The organism is Paenibacillus sp. DMB20, from assembly GCF_000987955.1.
In the GTDB taxonomy this organism is placed as follows: Bacteria; Bacillota; Bacilli; order Paenibacillales; family Paenibacillaceae; genus Paenibacillus_AQ.
Genome location: NZ_LAZU01000021.1, coordinates 422,293 through 444,228, shown reverse-complemented (window position 1 = coordinate 444,228; position 21,936 = coordinate 422,293). Strand labels below are relative to the sequence as shown.

General features: G+C 51.7%; 19 protein-coding genes. 1 reads left to right on the top strand and 18 read right to left on the bottom strand.

What is annotated here, in order from left to right; all coding sequences use genetic code 11:
- Positions 1-142: 142 nt before the first annotated feature.
- The 18 genes from XI25_RS09225 to XI25_RS09145 form a co-directional block, all read right to left on the bottom strand.
- Positions 143-697, bottom strand: a complete 555-nt coding sequence (locus XI25_RS09225; RefSeq protein ID WP_046678436.1) for a nitroreductase family protein — start codon at positions 695-697, stop codon at positions 143-145.
- Between the two features lie 18 nt (positions 698-715).
- Positions 716-1,519 carry an ABC transporter ATP-binding protein gene (locus XI25_RS09220; RefSeq protein ID WP_046678296.1) on the bottom strand — a complete coding sequence of 268 codons (804 nt, stop codon included), beginning with the start codon at positions 1,517-1,519 and terminating at the stop codon, positions 716-718.
- Positions 1,520-1,614: 95 nt separating this feature from the next.
- The gene (locus XI25_RS09215) at positions 1,615-2,643 is read right to left on the bottom strand and encodes an ABC transporter substrate-binding protein (protein WP_046678295.1); all 1,029 of its coding nucleotides are present in this window, start codon (positions 2,641-2,643) and stop codon (positions 1,615-1,617) included.
- A 29-nt stretch (positions 2,644-2,672) separates the two neighbouring features.
- A complete protein-coding gene (locus XI25_RS09210; RefSeq protein ID WP_046678294.1) occupies positions 2,673-3,698 on the bottom strand; it encodes a FecCD family ABC transporter permease in 1,026 nt (341 codons plus the stop codon).
- Positions 3,698-4,738 carry a FecCD family ABC transporter permease gene (locus XI25_RS09205; RefSeq protein ID WP_046678293.1) on the bottom strand — a complete coding sequence of 347 codons (1,041 nt, stop codon included), beginning with the start codon at positions 4,736-4,738 and terminating at the stop codon, positions 3,698-3,700. The genes XI25_RS09210 and XI25_RS09205 overlap by 1 nt, the downstream gene beginning before the upstream one ends.
- A gap of 296 nt (positions 4,739-5,034) precedes the next feature.
- Positions 5,035-6,546: a helix-turn-helix domain-containing protein gene (locus XI25_RS09200; protein WP_052759535.1), complete on the bottom strand. Its 1,512-nt coding sequence runs from the start codon at positions 6,544-6,546 to the stop codon at positions 5,035-5,037.
- Positions 6,547-6,819: 273 nt separating this feature from the next.
- On the bottom strand, positions 6,820-7,878 hold the full coding sequence (locus XI25_RS09195) for a protein-glutamate methylesterase/protein-glutamine glutaminase (protein ID WP_046678292.1): 1,059 nt from the start codon (positions 7,876-7,878) through the stop codon (positions 6,820-6,822).
- A gap of 57 nt (positions 7,879-7,935) precedes the next feature.
- Positions 7,936-9,993: a chemotaxis protein CheA gene (locus tag XI25_RS09190; protein ID WP_046678291.1), complete on the bottom strand. Its 2,058-nt coding sequence runs from the start codon at positions 9,991-9,993 to the stop codon at positions 7,936-7,938.
- 14 nt (positions 9,994-10,007) lie between these two features.
- Positions 10,008-10,436, bottom strand: coding sequence for a chemotaxis protein CheW (locus XI25_RS09185; RefSeq protein ID WP_046678290.1), 429 nt, complete (start codon positions 10,434-10,436; stop codon positions 10,008-10,010).
- A 16-nt stretch (positions 10,437-10,452) separates the two neighbouring features.
- Entirely contained in the window at positions 10,453-12,441 is a 1,989-nt protein-coding gene (locus XI25_RS09180) for a methyl-accepting chemotaxis protein (protein WP_046678289.1), read from the bottom strand.
- Between the two features lie 18 nt (positions 12,442-12,459).
- Positions 12,460-14,052 (bottom strand): methyl-accepting chemotaxis protein, encoded by a 1,593-nt coding sequence (locus XI25_RS09175; protein WP_046678288.1) that lies wholly within the window; start codon positions 14,050-14,052, stop codon positions 12,460-12,462.
- Positions 14,053-14,085: 33 nt separating this feature from the next.
- Entirely contained in the window at positions 14,086-14,451 is a 366-nt protein-coding gene (locus XI25_RS09170; protein ID WP_046678287.1) for a response regulator, read from the bottom strand.
- A gap of 14 nt (positions 14,452-14,465) precedes the next feature.
- On the bottom strand, positions 14,466-14,891 hold the full coding sequence (locus XI25_RS09165; RefSeq protein ID WP_327204749.1) for a chemotaxis protein CheX: 426 nt from the start codon (positions 14,889-14,891) through the stop codon (positions 14,466-14,468).
- Between the two features lie 229 nt (positions 14,892-15,120).
- The gene (locus XI25_RS09160; protein WP_046678285.1) at positions 15,121-15,783 is read right to left on the bottom strand and encodes a response regulator transcription factor; all 663 of its coding nucleotides are present in this window, start codon (positions 15,781-15,783) and stop codon (positions 15,121-15,123) included.
- 41 nt (positions 15,784-15,824) lie between these two features.
- A complete protein-coding gene (locus XI25_RS09155; RefSeq protein WP_052759534.1) occupies positions 15,825-17,912 on the bottom strand; it encodes a PAS domain-containing sensor histidine kinase in 2,088 nt (695 codons plus the stop codon).
- Between the two features lie 231 nt (positions 17,913-18,143).
- Positions 18,144-19,271, bottom strand: a complete 1,128-nt coding sequence (locus tag XI25_RS09150) for a sensor domain-containing diguanylate cyclase (RefSeq protein ID WP_442950373.1) — start codon at positions 19,269-19,271, stop codon at positions 18,144-18,146.
- An 11-nt stretch (positions 19,272-19,282) separates the two neighbouring features.
- Positions 19,283-19,693, bottom strand: coding sequence for a hypothetical protein (locus XI25_RS34445; protein WP_235439774.1), 411 nt, complete (start codon positions 19,691-19,693; stop codon positions 19,283-19,285).
- A gap of 189 nt (positions 19,694-19,882) precedes the next feature.
- Positions 19,883-20,482: a hypothetical protein gene (locus XI25_RS09145; RefSeq protein WP_046678284.1), complete on the bottom strand. Its 600-nt coding sequence runs from the start codon at positions 20,480-20,482 to the stop codon at positions 19,883-19,885.
- A gap of 176 nt (positions 20,483-20,658) precedes the next feature.
- On the opposite strand from XI25_RS09145, the gene XI25_RS09140 reads away from it, so the two are divergent.
- A complete protein-coding gene (locus tag XI25_RS09140) occupies positions 20,659-21,906 on the top strand; it encodes an ATP-binding protein (protein ID WP_046678283.1) in 1,248 nt (415 codons plus the stop codon).
- Positions 21,907-21,936: the final 30 nt, after the last annotated feature.

The window sequence follows — 21,936 nt, the reverse complement described above, 5'->3', positions numbered from 1 at the left end:
GTCAAGCCCAAAAACAACCTTACAGCCGCAGCCGTAAGGTTGTGTAAATCCGATACCTAACTCTTCTTCATTATACCCTTTAACCGTGACGAAGCGGAAATGATCACAGAAGTATTATATCACGGCTTTGGAAGATATTCTCTTACTGCTGAGAAAAATCCCGAATAATCGTCAACTTCTCCTCTACCGGTGTTCTCGGTCTACCTGCAGGCACTTCTTCCGGATAACCAACCTGCAGCAGTCCGACCAGTTTCTCACGAGGTTGAACCCCAATGCTGGCTCTGAATTCAGGTTTGTATGTAAAAGGCTCGGTCAGCCATTTGACCCCGACTCCACGCTCCCATGCCGCCAGCTGGAAATTTTGCACAAAGGTACCTGCGGCCAGCATATCCTCCTCGAATTCCCGCTGCCGTTCATCCTCCTGGATCATGACGGCGATATACGCCGGAACACTGAGTAGCCTTGCAGGGTCTTTCGGTTTTCTTGCATTGTCGGAAATGGCCTTGACCAACAGCTGCTTGCCTTCATCTACGAACAAGGTGAACCTCCAAGGCTCACGCATCCCATGATTCGGTGCCCATGCCGCCGTATTTAGGAGTTCCAGCAGCAGACCCTCCGCTACCGGATCAGGCTTGAATTTCTTGATCGTTCTGCGCTCCTGAATTACCTTGGCTATAGGCAAAACAGTTGTATCCATGCCCATTGTAATTCCTCCCTATGTTCTAAGTCGCCATCCTTCTTCTACTGCCAGCTCATAAGGCAAGCACAGCGGCTGCCCATTCCGCGGATCAAGGATGATATCGCTTTTAATGCCGAATACAGTCTGCAGTACGCCGGATGTCATCACTTCCAACGGACTTCCTTGTTTGATCATCTGTCCGGACTTGATCGCCACAATATGATGTGCAAACCGGCTGGCATGGTTCAAGTCGTGAACGACCATGACTATGGTCCGCTGCTCTTCCTCGTTCAGCTTTTTAAGTAACTGGAGCACCTCCAGCTGGTGGGCCATATCCAGGAACGTGGTCGGCTCGTCCAGGAACAACACCGGTGTTTGCTGGGCAAGCGCCATGGCGATCCAGGCCCGTTGCCGCTGCCCACCGGATAGCATGTCTACCGGGCGATGGATGAATTGTTCCAGATTGGTGACCTCAATCGCCCAGGAGACCATCTCCTTATCCTCTAACGTTAAATTTCCGAAGCCGGACTGATGAGGAAACCTGCCGTAAGCGACAAGCTCCTCTACCGTTAGACCATCGGGAGCTGTCGGATTTTGCGGCAGTACCGCAAGCTGTTTTGCCACATCCTTGGTTTTCTGCTCATGAATGGCTTTCCCGTCCAAATACACGACACCCTGCTTCGGCTTCAGCAAACGCGCCATAGCTTTTAGGATCGTCGATTTGCCGGAACCGTTTGCCCCGACCAGCGCTGTCATCTTTTTCTCCGGAATGTTTAAGTTCAACTGTTCTACGATGATACGGTCGTCATAGCCAATGGTCAGCTCTTTCGTTATAATCATTCGTGCTCCTCCATTCCGCTGCGGACAGTTCAAGCGCCGGTTCCAATCTACTCTGTTCCCACCACAGTGCTAATAGTTCTCTTTAGTGGATCTGCCTATTCCCTGCCCAAATGTTCTTTAATGGCTTTCAGGCCCGCGACTTGTCCCAGGAAGAACGTGTCGCCGACAAGTGTATCCACCGAATATACCTGGTTGTTCTTCACGGCCTCCAAATTGTTCCATACCGCGTTTTCAGTCCAAATATTGATCAATCCCTGCGGATTCGCGGGGTCCATTTGGCGGCGGTTTTCCGCGATGAAGATATGGTCCGGCGCAAACTCACTTAATGCCTCTATTCCAATCCGGCCACCGATTTTACCTTCTTCAGGCAGTCCGGGAACCGGTGTCAGTCCGATTTCCTCATAAAAGATCGGGAAGTTGGTCGGATGGATGACCGTGAAATCCTTGCCGTTCGAGATCAGAAACAGAACGGTCTCATTGTTGTGCTTCGCCGCCACTGTTCTTGCCTCTTCTTTCAGCTGATTGAAGTATGCTATCACTTCCTCAGCCTTCTCTTCCTTGCCGACAAGCTCGGCGAATTTTCTCAGCCTTGAAGGAGCATCCAGCGAGAAGTCGATGACAACGCTATCCGCCATTTTGTTAAATTCATCGAAGCGCTCCACTTTGTTCGTGCTTGTGCTGCTCATGACAATAAGGTCCGGTTCCATCTCAAGCAGCGTCTCCAGATTGGTTTTGCCTCCCAAATCGACGACCTCTTTCCCTTTCGCGTATTGGCCAAAGATCGGGGATCTGTCCTTGGTACTAAAACCTTCCGATACGACCGGTGCAATATCAAGCACAAGCAGGTAATCGGTTGCCATAATATCAACGCTCGCGATTTTTTGGGGGGCGTTTTCCAGCGTAAGTTCCCCCTTCACATGCTGGATCGTACGCGGAAACTGCGAGGCTGACTGCTTATTCCCAGCAAACGGTACTTCTGCGGAAGGCTCTTCTGCCTTAGTCCCCGCTGCAGTGTCCCCCGTATTTGATTCCGCTGTCTTCTGTCCGTTATTACCGCAAGCCGCAAGGGCAAACGCAAGGATCAGGAGCATGACAAGCATCATTTTTCTTTTATGGATTAACATGTTTCCCCTCCAAAATGTATGATTAAAGACTATGCTCTGTTGCGCATAAGCAGATAAATAAAGTACGGGCCCCCGAGCAGTGAGATGACCACCCCGGCAGGCACCTCCGTGAATTCCATAAAGCTGCGGCCGACCGTATCACCGATCAACACCAGCAGTGCCCCCACTCCAGCCGTGATCGGCAGCATATATTGATGTTGGGGACCGACCAGACGACGAGCGATATGAGGTCCCAGCAGCCCTACAAAGCCGATGCCTCCGCCAATTGCGACACTGGAGGCCGCTAGGCCTACCGCAGCCCCCAGCAGAAGCAGCCGCTCCTTATTGATCGATACGCCCAGGCTCTCGGCAATGTGTTCATTCATGCTGAGCATGTTCAGCACTCTTGACTTCCAATATACATAAGGCAGCAAAATGAGTATCCAGGGGATAAGGGCAAGGACAAATTTCCAATTCGACCCCCATAGCGATCCCATCTGCCAGGTAACAACAAACTCCAGATTACGCGGATTCAGTTGCAATGTCAGTATAATGCTGACTGCGCTGAGTCCTGCTCCTACGGCTATACCTGTAAGCAGCAAGCGTGTCGGCGAGATTCCTTGACCCTTCTTGTACGAAAGAACATAGATGAGGACTGCCGTCGCCCCCGCCCCAACCAGGGCAAGAAACGGCATAAGGAACGGCGGTGCCTCACTGTTCGCCGGATAAAAGGATACGAACAATAGCACGGCCAAGCCTGCACCGGAACTGATGCCCAGAATGCCTGGGTCCGACAGCCCGTTGCGCGAGATGCCCTGTAAGACCGCGCCGGATACAGCCAGTCCCGCCCCCATTAATACGGCTATAATCATGCGGGGGAGGCGAAGATCATAGAGCACGATGTTTTGCTTTTTGGACCCGTTACCAAGCAGGGTTTGCAGCACCTCGGCTGGAGAAATGCTGTAACGGCCGATATTCAGGCTGATCATAAAGCCAATTAAAAGCAGCACGCCGAACAGAATGATAATTTTGATGCTGCGGTTTTTGCGGCTTAGCCCGAACAAGTCTGAAATCATTACAGCTCTCTCCTTTCCCTGCGTGCCAAATACAGAAAGAAGGGAACGCCCATCACGGCAATGATTGCCCCGAGCGGAGTCTCATAAGGCGCAGCGATCAGCTTGGCCGCGATGTCCGCGAATAGAACCAGTATCCCGCCCACAATGGCAGAGCAAGGAATGATCCAGCGATAGTCGACGCCGACCACATAACGGACCATATGCGGCACGATCAAGCCGATGAATCCAACGCCGCCTACGGTGGATACGGATGCACCGGCCAGGATCATGACAACGATGGTGCCGATTCCTTTAATCAGCCTCGTCCGCTGTCCGAGCCCTGCCGCCACATCCTCTCCCAGGCTGAGCACCGTGATAGAACGTGAAATGACCATGGCTGTGAGAAGTCCTGCTATAATCCATGGCATCATGACCGACACCTGAAACCATTCCGCGGTGGAGATGCCTCCTGCAGACCAGAACGCCAAATCGTAATTGATCTGGAAAAGCAGCGACAACGCCTGGCTGATCCCGGAGGTAAGCGATCCAACAACTGCTCCAGCCAGCACCAGCTTCAATGGAGACAACCCGCCTCTGGACATGAATGCAATTCCGTATACAAGCAGAGCACCAAAACCCGCACCAATAAAGGAAAACAGGATGATATATTCGAAGGGCAGCCATGGAACAAACGCAAAGACGAGAACCAGTACGAGACCCGCCCCCGAATTAATGCCCAGCAGGCCGGTATCCGCAATTGGATTCCGCGTCATCCCCTGCATAATGGCTCCTGCTACAGCGAACGCAGATCCTGCCAACACGCCGGCCAACGCACGAGGCATTCGCAGTTCCCGAATTATTGCATGGTGGTCGTTGCTTGGATCGTAATCGATGAGCGAAGTCCAAATCGTATCGAATGTAATATTGGCTACACCCGTCAGTATAGATGCCACTATGCCCATTACGATGGCGGCCAGTCCGACAGCAATAATCATCGTGGCTGCCCACGGCCGGGTTCGAATCGATGTTGTTTTCTCTATCTTGGTCAGTGATGTTTGCATAAGAGCAAGCTTCCTCCGTTGCACGTACAAGTCGTTACGGTCCATTGTTGATCAGCAGGGAAATCATACAAGATGGTATCCATTAGGATCACATATTCCTGTCCGTACGCTCCCCCCCGGGTATCGGCTGTATGAAAAGCTGCTGCCATTTCAATTCCCCTTCCATCCAACAACTCAAAACTGGTATTGATTATCATTATCATTTGTAATAGTACTGAACCTGATATTTCTTATAAATAGCAAATCCTGATTTTTTGAATGTACATTCCTTTGAATCGTTCAACAGATTGTCGTTCCTATGCAAAATATTGCAACGCATGCTCGATCGATTTTTCGTGCCCAAGCGCTGAGTAATGAAGCCACGGATTGATGCCGGCATGGTGTACATGGCCGCCAACAGGTACCTGGACTCTAGCTCGAAGCGGCCGATCCTGAAACAGCAATATATGATCCGCCTTGAAATCATTTAAATCGGCCAAGCTTTTTACATCGGTAAAAGCGAACTCTTCCGTTCCTTTTGGAGCATTCATCTGCAAATCGCCGTACAGCAGCCGTCCGATTTTGCGGCGTTTCATTCCGAAAATCCGGATTCCCTGATCGTTTACCGAAGCTGCCAGCACCGTTTGTTCTCCAAGCCGCCTATGGATCCGTTCACGGACGGCAGCGGCTTTTTGCTCATAATAATAAAGCCAGTATTCCGCCACTTCACCAGCATTCAGAATCGCCGCCAGCTCACGCAGATGCTCCCGCCACGAGTAAGGCTTAAACGCGATCAGTCTGGTCGGCGCAATCTCGGCCAGTTGATCGTACATCTGTTCCGAACCGTCCGTGCCTATAATCATCTCAGGCTGTACTCTCCGCAACCACTGTAATTCCATCCCATTGGTCTCTAACTGTTTGTACGGGTTCTTCTGCTCGCTTCTATTCCAGAACGGAATCAGCTTCTCCCGCGGCAAACCGAGAGCCAGAAGATTATCGAACATCGGTGGGCTCAGCACCGCGACCTTCCTTCGCAGCATTTGGTGATACCGGTAGGGCGGCAAACCGACCATCTTCTTGAACATACGGCTAAAATACTGTACATCCTGATACCCTACCCCGCTTGCGACCTCGCGAATATTAACCACATCTTCCACGAGCATACGCCGAGCCTTCTCCAGCCGATTACGGGTTAAATACTGCAGCGGACTCAAAGATGTGCACTCCTTGAACCGTTTGAAAAATATCGTCGGAGTAACTCCGGAATACCGTGCCATATCCTCAACCTGAAACGGTTCCATAAAATGAATATCCATATGACGGATAATCGATTGAATTAACGAATCCAGACTGGCCTCTTCCCCCATGGCCCCGTTCGATATGGCATCCCACAGCTCTAACCAAGCGATGTGCAGCTTCGTGCTGTAGCTTTGCTGCTTCAGCCACTGCCGATGCAGCTGCTCCAATCGATGGCGGAGAAGGGATATCGGCCGGATTCTTGCCATGCCGCGCATTGCAGGTAAGGCATCCTTTACATTCCAGCTTCCGGCGGCCCTGGACACGACCGCTGAAGCAAACTGCACATAATAAGCCGATGTCGGTTCCGTAACCGGGGTCATGATGTACTCGCCCGACCCGGCCGGAATCATCACCATATCCCCTTCACTTATTATCCCTTCGAACAACGAGGAACAAAGGGCTGCCTTACCTTCCAGCATATACACCAACTCGTGCTCCTTTTCACAGCTGCACCGCCGTCCTTCCGACAGTGAAATCAGACGCATATCCGATATATCCACCATATTTGCCAAAGGGTCCACTTGACTCATAGGTAATACCCGCTCCCTTTCTTTCATACACTTGAAATTGATAATCATTATCATTGAACCTTATTGTAGTGGACCGATTATTTGTTCGCAACCATATTTTAGTTAACCAGCGAATCCATTCCCCAGCTACAACCGCGCGCTAGGTCAACTCGCCGCACCGGTTCAAGGCTGACGCGGATTTCATAGGATATATGCAATAAAACTCCCTCCAGGTCACGACCCGCAGGGAGTTTTATTGCATATTATTTATTTCACACATATTGTTTTCGCAGCTCACACACTCGTCAGCTGCCTGATCTTGGCGGCTATGACGGTCACCGGCAGCACATGGTCAACGCAGTTCAGCTCGATAGCCGTTCGGGGCATGCCGAAAACTACGCAGGTCTCCTGCGCCTCGGCAATCGTGGATGAGGCCCCGTGACGTTTGGCGTATGCCATTCCTTTGGCGCCGTCGCTTCCCATCCCCGTCATCAGGACAAAATGCCTTTTTAAACCGGAAAGCTCAGTAACGGAGTGAAACAACACGTCGACCGAAGGACGGTGACGGTTTTGTGGCTCTTCCTGATGAAGGGCGATCCGATATTCTCCCCGCTTCATGGCCACGGTCATATGGAATCCGCCGGGTGCAATATAGGCTGTTCCTCCCTGAAGCAGCTGGCCGTCCTTTGCTTCCGCAACCGATATCCGGCAGACCTGATTCAGCCGTTCCGCAAGCGAAGCCGTGAATCTTGGCGGCATGTGCTGTACGACCAGCACGGGAAAAGGAATATCTTCCGGAAATCCTCCCAGGACGGTTTCCAGCGCTTTGGGCCCGCCGGTGGAAGTACCGACCGCCACGATCTGACTGAACGGCTTCAAGCCTCCGGCCGGCTTCAGCGGGGTTTCCCGCCGGGCAGCCCTGTTCAAGCTCCGTCGGGCAGAGATCAGTATGGACAGCGGCGTCCGGGCGGCTGTTTTTATTTTGCCGATGATCTCGTTGCGGGCTTCCGCGAAATCGGCATAGGAATCAGGTTTGGCTATAAAATCAACCGCACCGCTTTGCAGCGCCTTAATGGTTACGTCAGCGCCTTCCCGGGTCAGGGAACTCAGCATTATGACTCTTGTCGGCAGTTCCTCCATGATTTTGGCAAGTGCCTCAAGGCCGTTCATTTCAGGCATTTCCACATCCATGGTGACAATATCGGGCCTGAGTTCTTTGACCATTCTAACTCCCTCTGCTCCGTTCCGGGCAGTCCCGATCACCTGAATGGATTCGTCTTCCTCCGCCAGCCTGACAATGAACTTGCGCATAAACAGCGAATCATCAACGACTAGCACTTTTATCGGTCCCATAACTGGCAATCTTCCTTTTTGTTAAACATTTTCGCAAACATGAAACTTCATATCCGATCACTGCTTTCCGCTCAGCTTCTGAATTAATGCCGAGATTTCGAGGATCAAAGCCACCCTGCCGTCACCCAGAATCGTCCCGCCCGCAATGCCCGAAACCTTGCCGACATATTGGCCGAGCGATTTAATGACAATCTCCTGGTTCCCGATCAGCTCATCCACTACCAGCGCCATACGCTTTTCCGCCGAACCTACGATAACAAGCGACAGATGCTTTTTGGCATGCTCCCCGCCCTGCACTTGAAAGTGATCCTGTATCCAAGTGACCGGAATGATCTGATCCCGAAGCATAATCACCGGTTTACCCCGAAGGGTGATAAGCTGCTCCGCCTGAATTCTTACGATTTCCGCGATATTGCTCATCGGTATGATATAGGTCTGACCTGCAAGCTTGACAAGCAATCCCTCGATAATGGCAAGCGTCAGCGGCAGCTTAATTTTAAACTGCGTGCCCTGCCCCGGCTCGGTATCCGTATCGATCAACCCGTTGAGCTTCTCGATATGGCTCTTGACGATGTCCATTCCGACGCCTCGACCCGAAACGTCGCTGACAACCCGGGCCGTCGAAAAGCCCGGATGAAAAATGAGCCCGACCGCTTCCCTGTCGGATAACAGCTCGGCTTCCTCTTGCGTCAGCATTCCTTTGGACACGGCGGAAGCCCTCATCTTGGCCGGATCTATTCCGGCCCCGTCGTCCCTGACATAGATGACCACCTGATTATCCTCGTGGGCTGCCCGGATGACCAGGCTTCCATTCCGGGGTTTGCCTGAAGCAGACCTGATTTCCGGCGTCTCGATTCCGTGATCCACCGCATTTCGGATCAGGTGAATGAGCGGATCGCTGATTTCCTCAATCAGCGTTCGGTCCAGCTCCGTGTCCTTGCCCTCGACAATCAGCTCGATTTCCTTGCCAAGATCCCGGCTCAAGTCCCGGACCATGCGCGGGAAACGGTTAAACAGCTGTTCGATCGGCAGCATTCTCGCTTTCATGACACTGTCCTGCAGGTCGCTGATTACCCGCGACAGATGGTCGGAGATGTGGGCAAGCTCCGATACGGATTCATCGGAAAAGCGCCTTCTTTGGATCTGTTCCACTTGATGGATCCGGGTCTGATCGATGACCAGTTCCCCTACCAGATTCATGAGATGTTCCATGCGCTCGACGCTGACGCGGATCGTCTGGGATTTGGACCGGACGGCCGGAGATTGTTCCAGAGACGGCTCCGGAAACAAAACGGTGGCCGCCTCCGAATCCTTCGTCCGGCTTGGCGCGGCTGTCGCCAAAATCGCGGTTTCCTCGGATCGAACCGGCTCTACGGTGGCGGCCTCCACATCCATCAAACCGGAGACAAATGCCCGAAGCTGCTCCGCATCCAACATGCCCGCAAAAAGGAGCGCCAGTTCCACCGTCCCCTCCATATACTCGTCCAGATCTGCGGGATCGGGCGACGCATAAAGAATCTCTCCCGCTTCGGCAAGAGCGGCTTGTATGACGTAAGCCCGGGCTCCTTTAATAACGCAGGATTCGGATATCCGGAGCAGGACCCAGTTCACCTGAAGCCGCTGTTCCAGGCATTCCGCCACCTTTAGCCGGTCAGCCATGCTCAGCTTCGGTTTCGGTACGGCCGGGACTTCAATCGTTCCCGTTTCAGGCTCCGGCTCCGACGCCGCTTCGGCCAGGGGCGTTCGGCTGCCAAATTGCCGAATCTCCTCCACGCAGCCCGATATGTCGGTCTGGCTTCCCCCCTCCGCAATTTCGAGTTTCAGCAGCTTCAAATTATCCAGCGCTTGAAACAGGAGGTCGATCAATGATGCGGTCACGTCCAGCTTACCGCTGCGGACCTGATCAAGAAGATGCTCCATCTCATGGGTCAGCAGCTTCATGGATTCAAAGCCCATCGCGGCGGACGACCCCTTCAGGGTGTGAGCTGCGCGGAACAGGCTTTGAATCGCACTGCCCTTGTCGCCTTCCTGCTCAAGCTTTAAAATTTCGTCGTCCATCAGCTGAAGCTGCTCGTCAAGCTCCTCCATAAAGACTTCTTTATATTCCGACAGCATGCCGGTCCCCTCCCCTATTCATACAGCAGAAGTTCGTCCAGCTGCAAAATGCCGACCAATCCGTTGTCCGATACGCCGATGCCCGTAAAATACCGGCCGGTCACGCCTCCAACCCGTTCAGGCGGAAGCTGAATGTCCGAGAAGGTCGTCACCTTGTTGACGTAATCTACAATAATGCCGATCGCCTCGTCCTGATGATGGACAACGATAATCCGGCTCGTCTTGGTATAGTCGGCATCCATCAGGCCGAACAGGCTCCGAAGGCTGATGACCGGTACGATCCTGCCCCTCAGATTGATGACGCCCTTCACGTAGTCCCTCATATTCGGAATCGGCGTGATTTCCTGTATTTTTATAACTTCATGGATGTCCTGAATCCGGATCGCGTACTGTTCCGTCTCGATACCAAACTCCACGTACTGCTCTTTTCCGGTTGCCTGCATAATTCGATCCCTCGCGTTACTTGATTTTAAATGCCGCTACCATATTGTTCAGCTCTTCCGCAAGCTGGGCGAGCGCTTGGGCGGTCGATGCCGTTTCCTCGCTGCTTGCCGCCGTCTCCTCGGCAGAGGCCGAAATATTCTCTATCGCGGAAACCACCTCCACGGCTTGGGCCGCCTGCTCCTCGCTTGCCGCGGCGATTTCCATAACCGTGCTGGAAGAATCATTCACCATTCGGATGATGTTTTCGAAGGCAGTACCTGTTTTTTCGGTTGCCACGACGCCTGCCTCCACGGCCCGTACACTTTCGGCCGTATTGTTCTGCATCCCTTTAATGATGCCTGCAATTTGTTTCGTCGCCTCACCGCTGCGTTCGGCCAGCTTGCGTACTTCATCGGCCACTACAGCGAAGCCGCGCCCCTGTTCGCCTGCCCGGGCCGCTTCGATGGCCGCATTCAGGGCTAAAAGATTCGTCTGCTCGGCGATATCGTCGATAACCTCGATAATTTCACCGATGCGCGTCGAGTCTTCTTCCAGCTTCAATACCTGGGCGTTCACGCGGTTCATGCCCTCAATCGACTCATGCACGACCGTTCCGCCCTGGGACGCGATATCGGCCGTCTGGCTTACCAGCTCGGAGGCCGAAGATGCGCTTTCCGCCACGGAAGTGATGGCTGAAGACAATTCTTTAAACAACTCGTTAATCGTCTGAACGGAATCGGCCTGGCGGGTGCTGCCCACGGCAAGTTCTTCGCTGCTTGCGGAAATTTGCTGCGAGGCTGCCGCAACCTGAGAAGCGTTCATGTTGACTTGGCCGATCATTCCGGTCATGCTTTGGGTGACTTCATGGAACACGCCCGCCAGCACTCCGATTTCATCTTTCCGCATCCGGTACATCTCGGGCAGTTCATGGGTAAAATCGCCTTTGGCCATGTGTTCCCCGACTGCCACCGCACGGTTCAGCGGCTTGATGATCGTGTTGGTCAGCAGCACGATGATCAGAGCCAGCAAGAGCAGCGTTACGATGCCCGCGACTATAATCGAGTAGAGGAGCTGCTTCGAGGACGCCGTTATTTCCTTCATCGGAATCACGATCGTGACGGACCAAGGCTTTTCCGTCTTGCCGATATGAATCGGGCTGTACATCAGGAAGTTGCCTTCCGATTCATAGGTAAACAACTTGCCTTCGCGTATCGACTGAAGAATTTCCGGCACGCGGTCGCCCGGATAAACCTCCTGCAGGCTTTTTCCGATCTGACTTTTGTCCGGCAGCGTTACAATCGTTCCGGTATTGGAATAAATATGGGCATAACCGGTCTCGTACAGCTTGAACTGATCCATCATTTCCTGCAGCTTCTCCAGGTCGATATCGATCCCGACGGCACCTATGACCTTGCTTCCATCCTTGATCGGCACAACGAGGGACGTCATCATCACGTCTTCGTTTCCGATCGTCCACTTGTAGGGATCCAGGATCGTCTCCTTGCCGCTGTTTTTGGCCAGTAAATAATAATCCCCTGAATCGGCCTTGTCGTAATCCTCCAGGACATCCAGTTCCAGACCCGTTTCGGTTCTTTTCCAGTATGGAAGCAGGCGTCCGGTTTGATCGGTCCCTGCGGTATTCTTGAACTCTTTATCCTTGCCGTCGAATGCTTCGGGCTCCCAGATGGTCCAGCTTCCCCGATAGGACGGATTATGCTCCAGTACGTTTTTGAGAGCCGCTGTCACGGTCCCCCGGTCTGCAACTCCGGTATCCTTCATCGTTTTAAAGCTGTCCGCCAATGCACGCGCGGTGATCATGGCCTGATCCAATTCCTTCTCGACGGAAGTTCCGATCCTTTCCCCGGATTCGCCCGCAAGGGACATGGCCGAGTTCATGGCCTCCTTGTTGGTGAACAGGCCGATAACAGTGAGCATGCCTGCCAGCAAAATAATGGTGGACCCTAATATGACAACCAGCATCCGAGTACGGAGTCTCATGGAAAACATCCGATTTATACGTTTCATCGTAACCGCTCCTTGCCTCTATGAATTTACTTTGAATTTCGAAACGATCTGATTCAGTTCTTCCGCCAGTCCCGCGAGCGATTGCGCGGTTGATGCCGTTTCTTCGCTGCTTGCCGCGGACTCTTCCGACACGGCCGAGATGCTCTGTACCGCCATAAGCACTTCGGAGGACTGGGCTGCCTGTTCCTGGCTGGCGGCCGCGATTTCGGTTACCTTATCCACGGACTCGTTCACTTTGTATATAATCGACTCCAAGGCCTCGCCTGTCTGGCGGGACAGCGCGACGCCGTTGCCAACCGCCTTAACGCTGTTTCGCGTATTCTCCTGCATCCCTTTGATGATGAGCGTAATTTGTTTTGTCGCTTCGGAGCTTCGCTCGGCCAGCTTCCGGACTTCATCGGCCACCACCGCGAACCCGCGGCCCTGGTCACCGGCACGGGCGGCCTCGATGGCCGCATTCAAAGCAAGCAGATTCGTCTGTTCGGCGATATCGTCAATCACTTCGATGATATCGCCGATCCGGTTGGAATCCTTCTCCAGCTTGATGACCTGCTGGTTGACCTGATCCATGCCTTCAACGGAGGCGTGAATCACCTTCCCGCCCTTTTCGGCAATGCTCATCGTTTCGCCTGATAATTCAGCCGCCTGTTCCGCGATTCGCGCGACCGAATGCATGGCCGTGGTCAGCTCGCTGAACAGCTCGTTGATCGACTGGACCGCATTCGCCTGGTCCGCGCTGCCGCTGGCGACCTCTTCCGTGCTTGCCGAGATTTGCTGAGCCGCGGCCGAAACGCTTTCCGCCGATACGATGACGCCCGTGACCGTCGAGCGCAGGCTTAAAATCATGGCAGTGACCGACTCGATAAGCTTGCCGATTTCATCCTTGGCGTCGTACTCCATCGTTTCGGTAAGATCGCCGTCAGCCACTTGCTCAACCAGCCTGACCGCCCGTTTAAGCGGGCTGGAGATCATCCGGGCAATGAACAAGCCCAATCCGACGGCGATGATAAACGCGGCCAGCACGACGGCAAGCAGGATGATCCGTGCGTCCTGATAACTCTCTTCTCCCTCCTGGCTTCTATGGTCCGCAAGTTCGACATTTATGGTTACCATCTCGTCAAAAAGGCTGCTGACCCGATCCCCCGCCTCCTTGAAATCTCCGTAAAGAAAGGTCTCGAGTTGTTCGTGGCGTCCTTCATCCGACAGCTTCAAGGCCTGCTCGATATGTTGCTTATATTCATTCCAGAGAGCCGGAAACTTGGCGATCAGCGCCTTCTCCTCTTGAGTCGTGTTGCTCTCGCCATACAGGCGGATATTCTCTTCGATCCGGCTTTGGAGTTCATTGATTTGATTCGCCAACGCGTCTTTATTCGCTTGATTGTCCTCCGCGGCAATATTCCTCATATCAAGACGGATTGTCTGGAAGCGGATGGAAGAGCCCATCACGTATTGAATGGGCTTCACATTGTCCTTGTACATTCCATCCAGCTTCACGTTCATCTGCTTAAGGCTGTTAAGCCCGAATAATCCAACGACCGCCGTCAACAGCGCAATAAAGACAAACGCGGATGTCAGCTTCACCGAAGTTTTAAAGTTTTTAAACCACTGCATCGTTAATCCTCTCCCTTGCCTCACATAAAATGATTAAGCACCGATCACTCTGCGGATAGACTCCAGCACCCTTTCTTCCTGAAATGGCTTAACGATGAAATCCCGTGCCCCTGCCTGCAGCGACTGAACGACCATGATCTGCTGCCCCATGGCGGAGCACATGATAATCTTGGCATCGGCATCATGCTGCCTGATGTGCTTGACCGCTTCGATTCCTTCCATAACCGGCATGGTGATGTCCATCGTGACGAGATCCGGCGACATCGACTTGTATTTTTCTATGGCCTCCTGGCCGTTGGATGCCTCGCCCACAACCTCATAACCGTTCTTGTCCAGAATATTTTTCAATACCAGCCTCATAAAAGCGGCATCGTCCACGATCAATATTTTCTTTTTCATAAATATCCCCCTCGTTAATTTTGCAGCAATGCGATTCTGATGGTTCCGACCTGGTCCAAGGCAGCCGATACGCTGACCCCGCTTTTAAAGCCGTATATCTCCATCTGGCCGACCATGACGGTCGGTGGAGTAATATCCACATGCTTTCCTTTGCCGGAAAGAAGGGTGGATGTATGGCCCGCGATCATATTGGCCATCTCCCCGACAAAACTGTGAAGCATGTCCCCCGAAAGCGGCATCCCGAACATCGATTCGCCCAGCCGGCTGAATGTATGTTTTTCTCCTTCGAAAATGAGCCGTCCCTGTACGTCTCCCATAATGCCGATCAGCACGCCGATTTCACTCTGCAGGAGTCCCTGTTCAATGGAAATGGGTTGAGAGACCTCTATGGATTTCATAAAAACCTCACCCATCGATTCAATCGCACTATCCACTAACATTAAACTCCTATCATACATTTGCACTATAACCACCCTTTTTTATGAGATAATAGACCTACTATCATTGGATAAAGAAATCATACACCCGGGACGAAAGAACGTAACCGAAAAAACATTGCGCTGCCACGCAAATATTTTGCGGATTTTTGTATATTAATGTCGAAAAAAAGGGGTCTGTTTTCATGAAGAAAACAAACCCCTTCTTAATCATCTATTTTATTGGCATCAATTAAGAAGGCTTTATAAAATCCGAATCCGACAAAAGTCCCAAATTCTTAGCTTTCATTGCGGCCTCTATTCGGGATTTGACTTTCAGCTTCTGAAACAGGCCGGTCAAGCAGTACTCCAGCGAGCGCTGGCTCATAATGATGCTCTCGGCGATTTCCTTATTGCTTCTGCCGCCGGCAATTTGCTTCAGTATGGCGTATTCCTTGGCGGTGATCGAGCTGGCTTCCGCATCGAACATCCCCGCGACAGGCTCTCCGGCCGTCCTTCGCATCTGTCTCACCAGTGACAGCGGCAGCACCACCTCGCCTCGCAGCGCACACCGGACCGCCGTGACCAGCTGTTCCCTGTCCGCTGTTTTGTGAACGAGCCCGGAAATACCGGTCTCAATCATCAGATTGATGTGATTCGTAAAATCGTAACCGCTATATACCAGAATTACCGCATCCGGCCGGTCCGTCATTATTTTCCTCGCAAGGTCCATCCCGTTCATGACCGGCATGTGCAGATCGATCAGCATGACATCAAACCGCTCGCAAGCCGACATCTCCAGAGCCTGAACCGGGGTATATGCCAACGCAACCGCCAAATCCCCCTCCTGCTCAAGAAGCATTTTGGTTCCCTCCATAACCGAAGGATGATCATCAACGAGTAAAATATGATACATCTGCCCTTCCCCCTATTTTGAATATGGTGTCCGCTCATTTATCATGCCGGTATCGAAATAGATATCGACAATCCCTGATCCGGTGAAGAAACCAGCCTCACTTCCCCATTCAAACTTCGGACACGTTCCTTGATCCCGTAGACCCCCATGTTGCTGAATACGCGCTCCGTGTCCTCTACATTCATTCCGACCCCGTTGTCCGCGTAATTTAAGCATAGCCGGTCTTGACTCCCGAACAGCTTGATCACAACTTGCGTCGCTCCCGAATGCTTGGATGCATTCGCCAGCATTTCCTGAACAATGCGATACAGACCGATTAACAAATCGTCGTTCATAGGATGATTCAAGCCGCTGCACTCAAAACGTATGGCATAATCGGAACGCAGCTGGGTTAATTCGAACAATCCCTCAAGCGACCTCTCCAGGCCAAGTTCCCTCAGCATGGGCGGCCTCAATTCATTACAGGTGATCCGGATCTGATACATGACATCCAGCAGCCCCTGCTTGATCTTTTCCAATTCGCGGTGCAGGTTCTCCGGCAACTCCGGGGCTGTCATAAGCTGATCCAGTTTTCTGTACCATACGATCTGATCCTGCAGGGCAGCGTCGTGCAAATCCTGCGCCAAGTTTTTCCTCTCTTTTTCCGATAATTGAAAAATCAGCCGCAGCAGCCACACCGGCGTTCTCTGTTGGGATGCGATCTGCTCCAGTTCCCTGTTTAAATCCCCGATGACGCGGAAGTTGTCGTATAACACGCTAACATATCTCGCTATCGTCTCCAGCCATACCCTTGTCGCTTGAATAACGAGAAAAGGCGAGGGCTCGCCTATGCATAAAATGCAGCTTATCCCCCGAATCTCCCCGATTTTGACGAAATGCCCGTCCAGCGTATCGATCAGTTCGCAGATGGGCAGCTGATGGGGCCCCAGCTCGAAAATGGTCTCCAAGATGCTGTCCGCAATTTCCGGACCGCCATGGGTGACCGTCACGTTGGTGTGATGGTCCACTTCAATGAAACTGACAAGGTCCGTCCCGATAACCTGCCGGACTTCTCTCACAAACCGGCAGTTTAAGTCCTCTTCCTTGATCATTCCGAACGAGTCCGAAGAAAATTGATCCAGGCTCATTTGGAGCCGGAAGTATCGGTCCTCGCTTTCCCGAACCAGATCCTCGGCATATCTGCGGTCATCCTCCTGTTTTTTGCGTTCCGTTATGTCCCGGACAATGGTTACCGCAGTCTTCGCTCCCATAAAAGGAATAGGCGCCGTAACGGCCTCCACATCGATCACCTTACCGTCGCGGCGGATCATGCGGTGCCAGCCAAGCTGTGAGGTCCCTTGCTGTTCGTATACGTCCTCCACATATTCCATGACCAGCTCATGCGAATCAGGATGGGTAATTTCGCCAATCCGGTGTCCGACAATTTCATCGGAGCTTGCTGCCCCCAATAGCAGGAGCGCATGCGGGTTGGCATACGTGAAACGATAATCCTGATGAAGAAGCATGGCCACAGGCGATATCTCTATGATCTGCCGGTTCAGACGCTCGCTTTCCATCAAGGCCTGCTCGACTTTTTTTCGTTCCGTAATATCTTCAAATACGATTTCAACGGTATCCGACTGATCATCGTAAATCGCGTTGGCCACAATATCGATAATCCCGCCGTTTAACCTTTTGATCCTTAATTCTTTGGCCGTGATAAAACCATGCTGCAGGATTTCGTCCCGGCAGGCGGCGATGAGATCCGGATCATCCTCCAGCAGCCAGCTCCTCGGATGGCTCCCGATCATCTCTTCCATTCTTGATGCGCCGAACAGCTTCATGCAGCTTGGATTTAAATAGATCAGCCCTTTGTCTTTAAATACGGCAATCGCGGCGGGGGACAGCTCCACGAGCCGGCGGTAACGCTCCATGCTTTCTTTAAGCGCTCTCTCCATTTTTTTTCGCTCCGATACATCGAAGAACACATGGATCGCAGCATCGGTATATTCGTCGTAAATTCCTGTTATCTCGGCCTCAACCCGGTTTCCGCTCCTTAGACGCCTCCGATCCAGCAGCAGCACGGTCAAACCAGCGAAAAGAATAAAACACATAATCCATAACAGGCTATCGATCATGTCCCACTCCAAAGTCCGGCTCCCCTTTATTTCTACATGTTTTAAGACGGGTCAGTAATACCGCTAAACCTCCCCAAAAAAGGGATATGTATTTATTATCGGCACCGTTTACATAATTGCGAATATTCATTCCTTCAAATTCGACAAAATTCTAAACTTTTTTTCACAAGAAAAAACCTCCCGTTTCATGGGGGGACATGCGTCGTCGCTCCATGCAACAAAGAGGTTTTTCAATCAACTGTGCTATTTCGGGGATGTAAAGGCCGTAACCCGGTTTCTTCCTTCAACCTTGGATCGATAGAGGGCCGAATCCGCTCTTTCCACAAGTTCCTTCGGCGAGAGCCGCTCATGAGGCATGTATACCGCTATGCCGAGCGACACGGTAATTGTAATGCCGTACGGCCCGGGTTCCGAGGATATTGCGTGGCGAAGCTTCTCCGCTTCCTCGGTCGCCTCCGCAAGACCTCCATGCTTTACGAGAATGCCGAATTCCTCTCCTCCATATCGAAAACAAAGATCTTCCTGACGCGCGCCAAGACGCATTCGGGTGGCAAGGTGACGGAGAACTTCATCCCCTGCCGCATGGCCGTGCAAATCATTGACCCGTTTGAAAAAGTCGATGTCCAGCAGAATCAGCGCGAAGGGCACCCGTTCCTCCAGCCACTCCTGCAGCGTCAGATCGAATGTTTTCCGGTTTGCGAGTCCGGTCAGGCCATCGATTTGGATTTCGTCGTTCAGCAGGCTCAAATGATTGCCGATGCTCTGATGAAGCTGTTTCACTTCATAGATGAGGGAAGCGATTTTCGGCACCTCGGGCGGCAGCGGCTTTTTGGATAACACCGCTTCTTCCGAAAACCTCGCCAGTTCGTATAGAGGGGACGATATGTAACGGGAAACGCGCCAGGCCGCCAACAAAATGACGGCAAATACCGGGAGAGCCTGAAGCGCCATGTTCAGCGCGAGCTTTTCAAGAGGCTTGTCCAGCACCGACACAGGGGTCTGCGAAATGATGCCCCATTGGCCCCTCGGTTCATAGGCATAACCGGCAAAAAAAGATACCCCTCTGCTGTTGACAATCTCCGCGGAACCGCTTCCTCCGTCAATCGCGTTTCGCACCACTTCATTGCTCCCCACCTTTTCATTGATCCGCCGGGAATCCGGATGGAAGATAAGATGCCCATGCTGGTCGACCACGTAAACGTACGAGCCGTTGCCGTAAAAGTGTTCACCCAGCAAACGGCTGAGCACGTTATCCTCCTGTAGATAGATCGTGCCTCCAGCCATGCCTTTATATTGGCCGTCTTTGCCGAAAATGGGGGCCGAAATGAGAAGAATCAGCCTCCCGGTAGAGGCCACGTAAGGTTCCGAAATAAGGGGTGCCTTTAAGCGGGCGCCTGGATCGAGGCTTTCGAAGTAAGTTGGCTGCCGATCAGGCTGTAAGTTTGCGATGGCGTGACTGCCTGGATCCGCCGCTGCGGATCCGCGATGAAGATCGAGTTGAAGTAATGCTCATTCGCCTGGTACCACAACTCCAGTTCACGCTGGCTGAAGGAAGACTCGCCGGCCATTCGGGCCATGCTATTGATATTATGCTGCATGATTTCCAGCAAATCCGTTGTGTTGGAGGATAATTTTTTGGCGTACTGATAATTGCTCTCCAGATAATTCGAGGTCAACGATTTCATATTGGCCCTTAACGCCCAATAACCGCCGATAACCGCAGTTAAAAGGACGGAGCCGACAACAAGCCATCCGAGTATGAAACGGAGCGTGTATCCTTCTTGCTTTCGCATGCTGTGCCTTCCTTTGTTCCGTGTTAAAATCCTGGCGGAACCGGGGTCGTACAGGTTTATCGGCAGGATTATTATCACATTGTATCAAAAGCTGACTAAAGATGTCGTTATTTTGAGAATAAAAAATTTTAAAATTGTAACCGCTTTTGCATTGCGCCCGGAAGGCGGGATGAACAGGGAAGAAAGGGTTCATTTGCTTGCCCCCTCTCCCAGAATCCCTCTCAGCCAACGGGCAGCCGGCCTTATCCCTTCTATGTAGATCCAATTCAGCGGAGGGTACAGCACGCGAACCCACAGCCATGACAACGGGATCCAAATCCAATGGATCATCAGCCATTTCAAAGCTTTCCATATCCAGGCTGCCACAACGCCCGAAAATTTGGCTATGGGAACCAACACCTCTTCGAATAGCCACCGGAGGACATGCCTCCACAAAAAAACGAGCGGAATGACAATCAGATAATGCCATAACGGATGCAAAATATAATTCCAGATAAAACACCCTGCCGGTTTCAGCACATAACGCCAAACCATCATCATAAAAGGCCGAAGCACATTCCCCCACATCCAGCGCAGCGGTTCATAAATCAAATAACGAAAAAGAGGGGTGATTATGTTCTCGATGACAAATGCGAGCACGGGCTCGATTACATGCTTCCACAGCCAAGACAGCGGAGGATACAGCAGTTTTTCCCATAAAAAGCGCACCAGCCGATAGAGGAGATAGAACGGAAAATACAGGATAAACCCGACTCCCCGAAGCACGCATTTAAGTATCGTTTCCATCATTTTTTGTATCAAAACCCCCTATTCATTTTGGTCATCCCATGAACCGGTTCGTTTCCTAATCCTTTAATTATTTTATGATTTACCAAAAAAGTCCAAGGATTTTTTATTCCGATGTCGAAAGAATAGTTCAGCAATTTTTCGTATCAGCGCATTTTCAGACCAGAGGGTGATGATTTTTGTCGGAAATTAAGGGCGTGCTTCTCCAACTGCTTTTTGCTTTAATGCCTTTTGTTGTATACAACGTGTATTACCGCAACCTGGAGGCCAACTACTCCAGAAGATTTATTATAATCACCTGCTCGTTCTGCCTGCTGCTGTCCATGACCTTTCCCTCCAGCATCCAAGAAGGAATCATTTTTGATGTCAGATACGTGATCATGTTTTTCGGCATCTTATTCGGCGGTCTTTGGACAGGTTTTATCCTCTTCGCGGAATTCGCCGTTTACCGCCTTTATATCGGCGGGAGCGGAGCCATTGACGCCATGATCATCATGAGTCTCACCTTTATTTTGTGCATTTTGCTGTGTTCCCTTTACTATAAAGCCGAACGAAGGCATCTGATAACGTTTGTTGCGGGGATCAGCTTCTCGATTCTTCCCCTGATCATTCTTTATATTAACAAAACCGAGTATCTGGTGGAGAATTTATCGTTTAACATCCTCGTTATACCTGTCCAAAACTCGCTTGGCATCTGGCTGCTCATCACTTTGTTCAGCAAATCGGTTAGCGATAAAGAGCTTTATCTGAGGTTCATCCAAAATGAAAAAGCCGATGCGATCAACCAGGTTGCAGCTTCTCTCGCCCATGAGGTACGCAATCCTTTGACGACCGTCCTTGGTTTTTTGAAATTAATTCGCGATAATAATCTCACCAGGGAGAAAACGGAGCGTTTTATCGATATCAGCATTGAGGAAATCCACCGAACGGAACAGATTTTATCCGAATATCTTTCCATCAGCAAGCCGCTGGGTTCTTTTCGCCAACAGATTGACCTGGTCTCCCAGTTAAAAACGGTTGTGGAAGTGATGACCCCCTATGCCAATATGAACAACGTCTCGCTTGAAGCGGAGCTTCCATCCTATACCGTGCTGATCTCCGGGAATTCTACGGAAATAAAGCAGCTGCTCGTCAATTTTATAAAAAATGCGATTGAAGCCTGTACCGATGTTCCCAAAGCTCGAGTCGACATTTTTTTCAAACTTCATCTGCGCAGGGTTCAGCTTGAAATCCGGGACAACGGCATCGGCATGAATGAGGAACAGCTCAGCCGCCTCGGCTCGATCTATTATTCCACCAAAAGCACCGGGACCGGCCTCGGTTTAACCTTTTCCTATCAAGCGATACGCTCCATGAACGGAACCGTTTCCGTAGAGAGCGAGCCTCTCATCGGAACGGTCTTCACTATATCGCTGCCGCTGGTTTAAAATACGCAAAGAAAGGGCATGGAATGGTTT

Coding starts and splice junctions, on each gene's coding strand:
- XI25_RS09210 (WP_046678294.1), bottom strand. CDS start 3,698: ATGATTTCAGACTTGTTCGGGCTAAGCCGCAAAAACCGCAGCATCAAA.
- XI25_RS09195 (WP_046678292.1), bottom strand. CDS start 7,878: ATGGGACCGATAAAAGTGCTAGTCGTTGATGATTCGCTGTTTATGCGC.
- XI25_RS09170 (WP_046678287.1), bottom strand. CDS start 14,451: ATGAAAAAGAAAATATTGATCGTGGACGATGCCGCTTTTATGAGGCTG.
- XI25_RS09205 (WP_046678293.1), bottom strand. CDS start 4,738: ATGCAAACATCACTGACCAAGATAGAGAAAACAACATCGATTCGAACC.
- XI25_RS09190 (WP_046678291.1), bottom strand. CDS start 9,993: ATGCTGTCGGAATATAAAGAAGTCTTTATGGAGGAGCTTGACGAGCAG.
- XI25_RS09145 (WP_046678284.1), bottom strand. CDS start 20,482: ATGATGGAAACGATACTTAAATGCGTGCTTCGGGGAGTCGGGTTTATC.
- XI25_RS09180 (WP_046678289.1), bottom strand. CDS start 12,441: ATGAAACGTATAAATCGGATGTTTTCCATGAGACTCCGTACTCGGATG.
- XI25_RS09160 (WP_046678285.1), bottom strand. CDS start 15,783: ATGTATCATATTTTACTCGTTGATGATCATCCTTCGGTTATGGAGGGA.
- XI25_RS09200 (WP_052759535.1), bottom strand. CDS start 6,546: ATGAGTCAAGTGGACCCTTTGGCAAATATGGTGGATATATCGGATATG.
- XI25_RS09225 (WP_046678436.1), bottom strand. CDS start 697: ATGGATACAACTGTTTTGCCTATAGCCAAGGTAATTCAGGAGCGCAGA.
- XI25_RS09165 (WP_327204749.1), bottom strand. CDS start 14,891: ATGTTAGTGGATAGTGCGATTGAATCGATGGGTGAGGTTTTTATGAAA.
- XI25_RS09175 (WP_046678288.1), bottom strand. CDS start 14,052: ATGCAGTGGTTTAAAAACTTTAAAACTTCGGTGAAGCTGACATCCGCG.
- XI25_RS09185 (WP_046678290.1), bottom strand. CDS start 10,436: ATGCAGGCAACCGGAAAAGAGCAGTACGTGGAGTTTGGTATCGAGACG.
- XI25_RS34445 (WP_235439774.1), bottom strand. CDS start 19,693: ATGCGAAAGCAAGAAGGATACACGCTCCGTTTCATACTCGGATGGCTT.
- XI25_RS09215 (WP_046678295.1), bottom strand. CDS start 2,643: ATGTTAATCCATAAAAGAAAAATGATGCTTGTCATGCTCCTGATCCTT.
- XI25_RS09220 (WP_046678296.1), bottom strand. CDS start 1,519: ATGATTATAACGAAAGAGCTGACCATTGGCTATGACGACCGTATCATC.